9 protein-coding genes are annotated in these 8,641 nt (G+C 66.1%); 3 read left to right on the forward strand and 6 right to left on the reverse strand.

Annotated elements, in window-relative coordinates; all coding sequences use genetic code 11:
• Positions 1-4: 4 nt before the first annotated feature.
• The 6 genes from IT549_RS09530 to IT549_RS09555 form a co-directional block, all read right to left on the reverse strand.
• A complete protein-coding gene (locus IT549_RS09530) occupies positions 5-637 on the reverse strand; it encodes a TIGR02281 family clan AA aspartic protease (RefSeq protein WP_292972479.1) in 633 nt (210 codons plus the stop codon).
• Complete coding sequence (locus IT549_RS09535; protein WP_292972481.1) at positions 634-1,914, reverse strand: CCA tRNA nucleotidyltransferase; 1,281 nt, start codon at positions 1,912-1,914, stop codon at positions 634-636. The genes IT549_RS09530 and IT549_RS09535 overlap by 4 nt, the downstream gene beginning before the upstream one ends.
• Before the next feature lie 163 nt (positions 1,915-2,077).
• Positions 2,078-2,659, reverse strand: a complete 582-nt coding sequence (locus IT549_RS09540; protein ID WP_292972483.1) for a CoA pyrophosphatase — start codon at positions 2,657-2,659, stop codon at positions 2,078-2,080.
• On the reverse strand, positions 2,656-3,195 hold the full coding sequence (locus IT549_RS09545) for a DUF1285 domain-containing protein (RefSeq protein ID WP_292972486.1): 540 nt from the start codon (positions 3,193-3,195) through the stop codon (positions 2,656-2,658). Before IT549_RS09545 ends, IT549_RS09540 begins: the two co-directional genes overlap by 4 nt.
• Before the next feature lie 187 nt (positions 3,196-3,382).
• On the reverse strand, positions 3,383-3,898 hold the full coding sequence (locus tag IT549_RS09550) for an N-acetyltransferase (protein ID WP_292972488.1): 516 nt from the start codon (positions 3,896-3,898) through the stop codon (positions 3,383-3,385).
• Between the two features lie 40 nt (positions 3,899-3,938).
• The gene (locus tag IT549_RS09555; protein WP_292972490.1) at positions 3,939-5,072 is read right to left on the reverse strand and encodes a PQQ-dependent sugar dehydrogenase; all 1,134 of its coding nucleotides are present in this window, start codon (positions 5,070-5,072) and stop codon (positions 3,939-3,941) included.
• On the opposite strand from IT549_RS09555, the gene IT549_RS09560 reads away from it, so the two are divergent.
• The 3 genes from IT549_RS09560 (at position 5,071) to folP (ending at position 8,517) form a co-directional block, all read left to right on the forward strand.
• Positions 5,071-5,697, forward strand: a complete 627-nt coding sequence (locus IT549_RS09560; protein WP_292972492.1) for a ribonuclease HII — start codon at positions 5,071-5,073, stop codon at positions 5,695-5,697. The genes IT549_RS09555 and IT549_RS09560 overlap by 2 nt on opposite strands.
• 397 nt (positions 5,698-6,094) lie before the next feature.
• Positions 6,095-7,228: a site-specific DNA-methyltransferase gene (locus IT549_RS09565; RefSeq protein ID WP_292972494.1), complete on the forward strand. Its 1,134-nt coding sequence runs from the start codon at positions 6,095-6,097 to the stop codon at positions 7,226-7,228.
• A gap of 188 nt (positions 7,229-7,416) precedes the next feature.
• Positions 7,417-8,517 (forward strand): dihydropteroate synthase, encoded by a 1,101-nt coding sequence (folP, locus tag IT549_RS09570; protein ID WP_292972496.1) that lies wholly within the window; start codon positions 7,417-7,419, stop codon positions 8,515-8,517.
• The last annotated feature ends 124 nt before the right edge of the window (positions 8,518-8,641 follow it).

Raw genomic sequence — 8,641 nt, forward strand, 5'->3', positions numbered from 1 at the left:
AAGCCTAGCGCTTGGGGGTCAGCACCAGCCGGTCGTTCTCGACCCGCCAGGTGGATAGCTGCGAGAGCAGGTTCATCCCCACCACTGCCAGCGTGCTGTTGGTATCCGGCATGATCGCCACATCAAGATTGCGCGCCTTGATCGAGCCGAGCTGGAAGTCCTGCGCCAGACCAAAACGGGCAAAAACCGTGCCGTTGGCGGTTTCCATCTGACTGGGCAGCCGCCCGGGATTGGGAGCCAGGCCCAGCTGCGCGGCCTGACTTTCCTCAAGGCTGGTGAAGGTCGCACCGGTATCGATCATCACTGCAATGTCGTGGCCGTTGATCCGGGCGATGGCGCGGTAATGCCCGTCCGGTCCCAGCGGGATCACGGTTTCCTGGCCCACCACCTGCACCTCGCTGGCCGGGGTCAGCTGCAGGGCAAAGTCCGAACCCCTGGTGCTGCGCGCGGCGTCGATCACGATCAGCGCCACGGCCAGCCCCAGCGCGCCAAAGCCCAGTGTGCGCAGGTGATCGCCCAGCCGGCTCTGCCGCGCCTCAAGCCGCCAGCCGAGCGCGGCCATGACCAGTCCGGCCAGTGCCAGCAGCACCAGCGGCTGGCCCAGCAGCCATTCGTGGAGCGGTGGTTCGCCCTTCATTTTCGGCCTTCCAGTTCGGCATCGAGCAACGCGGCGATGCGGGTGTCATCGGGGAAGCCTTCGGCCACCCAGCGCGCTTCGACCGCCTGGAGGACGCGGGCCACTTCGGGTCCGGCCTTGACCCCGCGCGCGACGATCGCGCCGCCCTTCAGGGAGAAGGCGGGAATTTGCCAGTCTTTCAGCGCGGCCACGCTGGCGCCCGCGAGCAGCAGCCGGTCAAGCGCGGCGTCGCGGCCCAGGCGATAGGCCAGGGCGCGGGGATCGATCGATCCTCCCCCTGTGGGGGAGGTGGCAGGCCGCAGGCCTGACGGAGTGGGAGTGTTGCCCGGCTTGCCCCCTCCGTCATCGCTGCGCGATGCCACCTCCCCCACAGGGGGAGGATCTGAGTTTCGCCCTGCCGCCAGGGCCAGACGCTTTTTCTGCGCGCCGGACAGGCGAAAGCGGCTGGCGACGGCCTCGGCCAGCGGCGCCTCGGGCGGCAACAGCGCGGCCAGGCGGCGCAGCGCATCGGGCGCGATCTCCTGCTTGCGTTCTTCGGCGGTCAGCGCGGCCAGTGCGGCAACATCAGCTTCGGGCAGGACCACATCCAGCACCCCCAGCTGCGCCATCCGCGCCACGGTGGGGGCCGGATCGGGCAGGCCGAGCAGGTTCATCATCTCCATGCCCACGCGCTCGCGCGACAGGCCCTTGAGCGTGGCCTTGAGGTTTGAAATCGCCAATTCCGCTTCTGCATCGGCAGGTTGCGAGCCAAACCTCGCCTGGAACCGGAAGTAGCGCAGGATCCGCAAGTGATCCTCGCGGATCCGCTGATGGGCATCGCCGATGAAGCGCACCCGGCGTGCTTCAAGATCGGCGAGACCGCCGAACCAGTCAAACAGCTCGCCGCTGGCGGGATCGGCATAGAGCGCGTTGATGGTAAAATCGCGCCGGGCGGCGTCGTCCTGCCAGTCCTGCGCGAAGGCCACCGTGGCGCGGCGGCCATCGGTTGAAACGTCATGGCGCAGCGTGGTGATCTCGACATTGCCCTCAGGCAGTACCGCGGTGACGGTGCCGTGTTCGATCCCGGTGGGGATCGCCTGGATCGCATGCGCCTTGAGCCGCCGCATAACCTCTTTGGGTTCCAGCGGGGTCGCGACGTCGATGTCCTTCACCGGCTGGCCCAGCAGGGTATCGCGCACCGCCCCGCCAACATAGCGCGCCTGGCCCGGGCCCAATGCAGCGATCAGCGCGGCCAGATCCTTGCGTTCGCGCCAGGGGGCGGGGGGGAGGATGGTCATGGGCGGGTTCACGCGGAGGCGCGGAGGCGCGGAGGGTTTGGGGCTGGCCGCAGGCCTCTACCCGAATGGACTGGTTGATCAGGCGACGTCAGATGAATTTCAAGCGGCTCCGCCGCGACAAGGAAGCCTCCGCGTCTCCGCGTCTCCGCGTGCACTAATTCCATCACCACGCGATCCTTTTCGCCAGGTTGGCGATGATCCCCGCGGTCACGCCCCAGATCCGGTGTTCCTGCCATAGGATCTCGATATAGCTTCTTGTTCGACCCTGCCAAAATCCCGAATGATGCGTGTGGTTGGCGGGATCGAACACGAAATCGACCGGGGCCTCGAACCAGGCCGCCACTTCGGTCGGGCTGGGGTGCAGTTCGATATCGGGCGGGACCACCGCCAGTACCGGAGTGATCGCATAGCCCGATCCGGTGCGATAGGTATCGCTGGTGCCGATCACGGTCACGTCGCGCTCCCGGATGCCCAGTTCCTCATAGGCTTCGCGCAGCGCGGCCTCCTCCGGGCTTTCACCGGGATCGATCTTGCCGCCGGGAAAGGCGACCTGGCCGGGGTGCGAGCGCATGTTGGACGGACGGTGGATCAGCAGGAAGCCAGGGCGATCGTCGCGTTCGGTCATCGCTGCCAGCACGGCGGCGGGGCGCAGCGTTTCGGCGGCAAACTCCACCTCGTCGCGGTGCTCGATCGGCGCGGCATGGCCTTCGGCGTGGAGCCGGGTGAGGCGTTCGATCAGGCTCATGCCGGAACCAGTGAAAAGGTTGCGCCCTGGCTGGTGACTGCCAGATCGGCATCGGCCAGTTCGACCAGTTGCAGCCAGGTGCTGCGGTTGATCCGGGCATCGGTGCCGTGGCGCACGCTCAGGTAAAGCGCCGGCAGCTCGGGATCGCCGCGCGCCACCAGCGGGTGGTCGGGCCCGGCCAGCACCAGATCGTCGGTGTTGAGCCGAAAGGCCAGCGCATCACCCTGGCGCATCACATCGGTGGCCATGAAGGCCGCGTCCTCGACCGCGATCGCCTGTTTTTCGTGCGGGGTGACCAGCCAGTGCTGCCCCTCCGGGTCGCGCCACAGCAGGCTGGCGAAAGCGCGAACCATCGCCGCGCGCCTGATCTCGCCGCCATCATGAAACCAGCGCCCATCGGCGCGGATCGTCATCAGGCTGTCCGAGACATTCGTGGGCCGCCACTGCTCGACCGGCGGCAGCTTGCGCTGCGCCTGCAGCGCGGCAATTTCCTCCAGCGAAAGCGAGGCAAGTTCGGGCGGCGGTTCATAGGGCACGAAAGGGCGATGCCAGATCGTTGCGCTGGGGACAATGATACTCGCACAAAGACACAAAGACACAAAGGCACAAAGGCGATCCGGCGAAGCCGGTTTCCAATCCATTGCTGGCCTTTAGCAGATGCTGACGGCAACCTTCGGTCGCGGCAGTCTTCTTTGTGCCTTTGTGTCTTTGTGCGAGTATTCTCTAACCCACCCAGGGCCCCAGCGCGCCTTCGCGCGGCAGCACCGCCGGATTGTCGCAGCGCACCAGCAGGCGGCGCGGCTCCCACGGACCGGGGAGCTGCCAGCCGCCGGTATGTTCGGCAGTAAAGCCCCAGAAGCGGCCATAGTATTCGGGATCGCCGATCATCACCTGCGGCAAGGGCGCGCGCGGATCGAGCGCGGCAAGGCTCGCGCTCATCAACGCCTTGCCATAGCCCGCGCCCTGCGCCGCCGGATCGACCGCGACCGGACCGACCAGGATCAGCGGATGCCGGCGCCCTTCGGGATCGGTCAGCGCCACCGGCCAGCACTGGATCGTGCCGACCAGGTGTTCGCTCGCATCGATCGCGGCGAATGACAGGCCGGGCAGCCAGTCCACCCCGTCGCGCAGCTTGTAGGCGGTGCGCTGGCGGCGCTCCGGCTCGAACGCACGGTCGAGCAGCGCTTCGATCAGCGCGGGATCGACATTGTCGAGCGGGATGAGCGTGGCCTGGGACATTGGCCGCGCGCGTTAGGGGCACGGGGGGGCTTTGTCGATGCTATTTGCGCGAAAGCCGCAGCAGGCGGCCGCCCTTGCCGTCTTCCAGCACGTAGAGCGAGCCATCGGGCGCCTCGCGAATTTCGCGGATCCGGTTGCCCAGCGGATAGCGCGCCTGCTCGCTGGCCTTCTCGCCATCGATCCGCACCCGGACCAGACCGCCGCTGCCCAGGCCCGCGATCAGAGCCTGGCCTTGCCATTCGGGCCACATCTTGCCCGAATAGAAGATGAAATCGCCCGGTGCGATCACCGGGTTCCAGCTGATCCCCGGCTGGGCCAGATCGGGGCGGGTGGCATTGCGCGGGATCGGCTTGCCGTCATAATGATCACCGTCCGAAACCAGCGGCCAGCCATAGTTCTGCCCGGGCTTGACCAGATTGAGCTCGTCCCCGCCCGCCGGACCATGTTCAAGATCCCACAGGCGGCCTTGGGCATCGAACTGCAGGCCCAGCACGTTGCGGTGGCCATAGGACCAGATCTCAGCCGAAACCCCGCCCTTGTCGGCAAAGGGATTGCCGGGGGCAGGCGTGCCGTCGAGATTGAGGCGGACGATCTTGCCCAGGTTGACCGAGAGATCCTGGGCAGGCGTGAACTTCTGCCGATCGCCCGAGGAGACGAACAGGTATTTGCCATCGGGCGAAAAGGCGATGCGGTGCGAATAGTGGCCTTTGCCGGTAACCTTGGGAGTCTGGCGCCAGATGATCCTGGGCGGCTGGAGCCAGGCCAGCCGATCCTTGTCCAGCTGGGCCAGCGCAACAACGGCGCCGCGCGTATTGTCCGGCCCGGCTTCGACCCAGCTGAGGTAAATCAGGCCGCTGCGTTCGAAATCCGGAGCAAGGGCAACGTCGCCCAGTCCGCCCTGGCCGCCATAGTCGATGCCGGGAAGTTCCAGCGTGGTCGCTACGCGGCTTCCGTCCCAGTGCTTTAGTCTGCCGGCCTTTTCGGTGACCAGGATATTCGTCCCACGCGGCAGAACCGCCATGGCCCATGGCTCATCGAAAGTGCCCAGCACCTCAACCTTGAAGGCGTCTTCCTCAACGCGCACCACGGGCGGGCTATCCCCGGCGGCGCTTTGGCCGCAACTTGCGGCGAAGAGGGCGAGGGGGGATAGGGCGGTCAGGAGTTTGCTGCGCATGGCTGCCAATCTGGGTCACATTCAATCGCTTGCCAAGGGGGCATATGTGATCGGCGTCGATGAGGCCGGGCGCGGGCCGCTGGCGGGGCCGGTGGTGGCGGCTGCCTGTCTGCTCGGTCCCGATGCGCCCGCCGGGCTCGACGATTCCAAGAAGCTGTCGGCCAAAAAGCGCGCGCGGCTTGAGCCGCTGATCCAGCAGAGCTGCCGCTGGGCGCTGGGGGTGATCGAGGCGGACGAGATCGACCGGATCAACATCTTCGCCGCGACCATGCTGGCGATGACCCGCGCGGTCGGCGCGCTGGTGGCCGAGCTGGGGGATGAACCCGGCGAAGTGCTGATCGACGGCAACAAGACCCCCGCCGGGCGGGTGCCCGAATGGCGCTGGCAAGCCCGCGCGATCGTTGGCGGGGATGCGCTGGAGCCGTGCATTTCCGCCGCCTCGATCCTGGCCAAGGAGCACCGCGACCGGGTGATGCAGGCCGCCGCGCTGGCGCATCCGCACTACGGCTGGGAGCGCAACATGGGCTATGGCACCGCCGAACACCTGGCGGCGCTTCGCCGGCATGGGCCGACGCCGCTTCACCGCAAGAGCTTTGCCCCGGTGGCGCAACTGGTGATGTTCTAAGTCTCCTTCCCCCTTGATGGGGGAAGGATGGCGCAGCTTGCGGGCTTGCCCGCTAGCGTAGCCTGGATGGGGGTGATTTCGCCGACAGGCCCTGCGCTCGTTCGCCAAATCACCCCCACCCAACCTGCGCTAGGCAGCAAGCTGCCAAGCTATGGTATCCCTCCCCCATCAAGGGGGAGGTGAAGAAAAATGCAGATCGAGTCCGCAAAGCCACACCACCACATCTAGAGTCCCGCGCGAATCCAGAGACTCCACATCCTGTGCCGGTCCCGTTCCGTTCCGCCCCTTGTTAACCTTTTGGTGACCATGAATCCCTAGGATTCCAGCGAGTTTCCGCTTGACGCGGGACTCCCGAGGACTCACCCTGTGGATAACTTTTGGGGAATTGCAGAGTACTATGGGACAGCTTTTGGTCGGTGAGAAGGCGCGCCTGCGCGCCGCGAAAGAGGTGGTGCGGCCCGATCTGCCGGTCGGCCGGATCCTCGATGGCGACTGCGTGGAGGCGATGCGCTCACTGCCGACCGACAGCGTTGACATGATCTTTGCCGATCCGCCCTACAACCTGCAGCTGGGCGGCGATCTTTCGCGTCCGGATGGCAGCCATGTCGATGCCGTGACCGATCACTGGGACCAGTTCGACAGCTTTGCCGCCTATGACAAGTTCAGCCGCGAATGGCTGACCGAAGCGCGCCGGGTGCTGAAGCCCAATGGCTCGATCTGGGTGATCGGCAGCTATCACAACATCTTCCGCCTGGGCGCGATGATGCAGGACATGGGGTTCTGGATCCTCAACGACATCGTCTGGCGCAAGTCCAACCCGATGCCCAATTTCAAGGGTACCCGCTTCACCAACGCGCATGAAACGCTGATCTGGTGCTCGATGGGGGAAAAGGCCAAGTACACTTTCAACTACCGCGCGATGAAGACGCTCAATGACGAGCTGCAGATGCGCTCGGACTGGGTGCTGCCGATCTGCTCGGGCCAGGAACGGCTCAAGAAGGGCGGCTCCAAGGTCCACCCGACCCAAAAGCCTGAGGCGCTGCTCTACCGGGTGATGCTGGCCACCACCAACAAGGGCGATGTGGTGCTCGATCCGTTCTTTGGCACCGGCACCACCGGCGCGGTGGCCAAGCGGCTGGGCCGCGAATGGATCGGCTGCGAGCGTGAGAGCAATTACCGCGAAGCCGCACTGGAACGGATCGAACTGGCGCTGCCGCTCGACGAAAGCGCGCTGACCACCATGCAAAGCCCCAAGGCCGCGCCCAAGGTGGCCTTCGGCACGCTGATCGAAACCGGCTGGATCGCTGCCGGCACGATCATCACCGACAAGAAGCGGCGGATGAAAGCGACCGTGCGGGCCGATGGCTCGCTGGTCAGCGGTACCGACAGCGGCTCAATCCACGGGCTTGGCGCCAAGCTGCAAGGCGCGCCCAGCTGCAACGGCTGGACCTTCTGGCACATCGAGCACGAGGGCGAGCTCAAGCCGATCGACGCGATCCGGCAGCTCTATCTGCTGGCGACCGAGGATTGAGGTCATTTTCACCTCTGAAAGTCATCGTCACCCTGAACTTGTTTCAGGGTCCATGGTTCAGCATCGTTCAAAGCCCGGTGTAAGGATGCTATCCTCACGGTTTGCTGTCTCTCTTGGCCAAGGAGCTGGCCTCACGATGGACCCTGAAACAAGTTCAGGGTGACGAGATTGGTTGGTAAGGCAGGCACATGACTATTACCCACTACCTCCGCCCCATCGCGCTGGCTGAATCGCCGCAGTCCGAAGAGGGCGAGGCGCTGCGGCTGGCGGGCGGGCTGGTCTATGCCAGCCGGTTCGCGCTGATCGAACGCAGCGGCGGCAAGGTTGCCGCGCGCACGCGCTATTCGCTGGGCGAACTGCGCGCCGCGCTGCCGGGCCTGCCCGATGCGGTGCAGCAACAATTTGAAGACCTCCAGCACAGCCATGCCCCGCTGCAATGCGGGGAACGCACGATCCGGCTCGACCAGCCGCAAGTGATGGGGATCCTCAACGTCACGCCCGACAGTTTTTCGGACGGCGGGCAGTTCATGGACGATCCCGAAGTTGCCAATACCCATGCCGCCGCCATGCTTGAGGCTGGCGCGGCCTTGATCGACGTTGGCGGCGAAAGCACCCGGCCGGGCGCGGCCGCAGTGTGGGAAGGTGACGAGCTGAAGCGCGTGATCCCGGCGATCGAGCGGCTGGCTGCTGCCGGCGCGGCGATCAGCATCGATACGCGCCGCCCGGGGGTGATGGAGGCCGCGCTCAAGGCCGGAGCCCATGTGATCAATGACGTTTCGGCGCTGCGCCACGATCCGCGCAGCCTGGAATTTGCCGCGCGCAGCGGCGCGCCGGTGGTGCTGATGCACGCGCCGGGCGAGGGTGAGGACCTGCATGCCAACGCGGCCTATGCCGATGTGGCGCTCGACGTGTTCGACTGGCTGGCCGCGCGGCGCGATGCCGCGCTGGCGGCGGGGATCGCGCGCGAGAAGATCGTGCTCGATCCCGGCATCGGCTTCGGCAAATCGGTGGCAGACAATCTGGCCCTGCTCAATGCCCTGCCGTTGTTCCATGCGCTGGGCCAGCCGATCCTGCTGGGCGCCAGCCGCAAGCGGATGATCGGCGCGCTGTCGAACGAGGCCCCCGCGCACCAGCGGCTGGGGGGCAGTGTCGCGCTGGCGGTCAAGGGGATGGACGCCGGGGTGCAATTGCTGCGCGTCCACGACGTGCCCGAAACCGTGCAGGCCGTGCGGATCTGGCGCGGCCTGAAGGATGCCGCGCTGACCGATTTCAGCCAGCTCGCAGGCTAGAGCCTGTCCTGATTAGGTGGAGGCATCGTCATCGCATCAGGAAGGCCGCTGGATAGGAGCGGCGTGCAGCAGGGGCTGGTTGCCCCTGCAAGCGACGCGACGCCGCCAGCGGCCTTCCTGATGC

The organism is Novosphingobium sp. (assembly GCF_020852455.1).
Lineage (GTDB): Bacteria > Pseudomonadota > Alphaproteobacteria > Sphingomonadales > Sphingomonadaceae > Novosphingobium.